Raw genomic sequence first — 1,373 nt, forward strand, 5'->3', positions numbered from 1 at the left:
CGACTAATAGTCACTCCCGTAAAGCCAAAGAGCAGCGTTAATAGTAACGACAAATAACAGAAAAACGCATAAGGCAGATAATCCAACACCGGCACCCCTAATGCCTGACTGATAAACACCCCGCACACACTCCAAGGCACCAACGGATTAATCACCGTCCCCGCATCCTCAATCGTACGCGACAGATTCTTTGGATGTAAATTCAAGCGCTCAAACGTCGAACGAAAAGCCGTCCCTGACAGTAAAATACTCAAATACTGCTCACCGATGAGCACATTGATACTGAGTGCCGACATTGCCGCCGCAAAGATCGCCCGTCCTGACGTCGTCAACGTGTCTTTGATACCCGATAGCAATGCTGGTAACACACCCAATGCCGTGAGCAACCCACCGAGACTCAGTGCCAATATCACAATCGCCTGTGTAAAGAACATACTTTGTACACCGCCGCGCGACAGCATACCCCCTACTTCACCCAGCTCTAATGACTCAGCCGGTGCATACCCTGCAAACAGATATCCGCCTAATTGTCCAAAGCTTGGACTGCTATGTATATAAGTAATGATAAGCGCCACCGCGATGGTACAGATAATCGTATAGATAGCATTGACTCGAAAGACCGCCAGTCCGACCAACACCACAAACGGCAATACCGCATAATTCTGTACCAAGCCGCTGTCGATGAGCTGTCCTTGTAAGACAGTCACTTGGCTAAGATCAGACCCCGCTGTCTGACCTGAGAACATCCAAAACAAGATAACCGTGAGTATCCAAGCAGGAACGGTGGTGTACATCATATTGCGAATGTGTTCAAACAGATCAATACCGACAACGGAGGAGGCAATGGTACAGGTATCAGACAAGGGCGACATCTTATCGCCAAAGAACGCTCCTGAGACAACTGCTCCTGCTGCTATCGCTACATTGGCATCAAAGGCATTACTCATGCCAATAAAGGCCACACCGAGCGTTGCAGCGGTTGTCAAACTACTACCAAGTGCAATACCAATAATGGAAGTCAGTACAAAGGCGGAGATGTAATAATACTCTGGTGAGATGAGCTGAAAGCCAAAGTACATAAGAGTAGGTATGGCACCTGACATCATAAGAGCAGCAACCATCAAACCAATAAAGAAGAAGAGGTAGATGGCACCGATACCACGCATGATGCCTGAGGCCATTTGCGCTTGCATGTCATCAAAGCTCAGCCCTTTAAAGACGCCAATGCCTAGTAAAACACAGATAGCAAGTATCAAGGAGAGATGCGGCACCCAGCCAAAGCCGATCATGGTGATACCCATGATGGCGATGACGATTGCTGATATGATGAAGGCTTGCTGAGAGGTGATATGGGTGAGGATTCTTGGAGGCAT

At 48.1% G+C, this 1,373-nt stretch carries 1 protein-coding gene; it reads right to left on the reverse strand.

Annotation, left to right across the window (positions count from 1 at the left end; translation table 11 throughout):
- Positions 1-1,373: Na+/H+ antiporter NhaC (gene nhaC, locus IPZ60_RS14090; RefSeq protein ID WP_194198352.1), on the reverse strand; the 1,373-nt coding region annotated here is incomplete at its 3' end.

This window comes from Psychrobacter sp. NG25 (genome assembly GCF_015234355.1).
Classification (GTDB): domain Bacteria; phylum Pseudomonadota; class Gammaproteobacteria; order Pseudomonadales; family Moraxellaceae; genus Psychrobacter.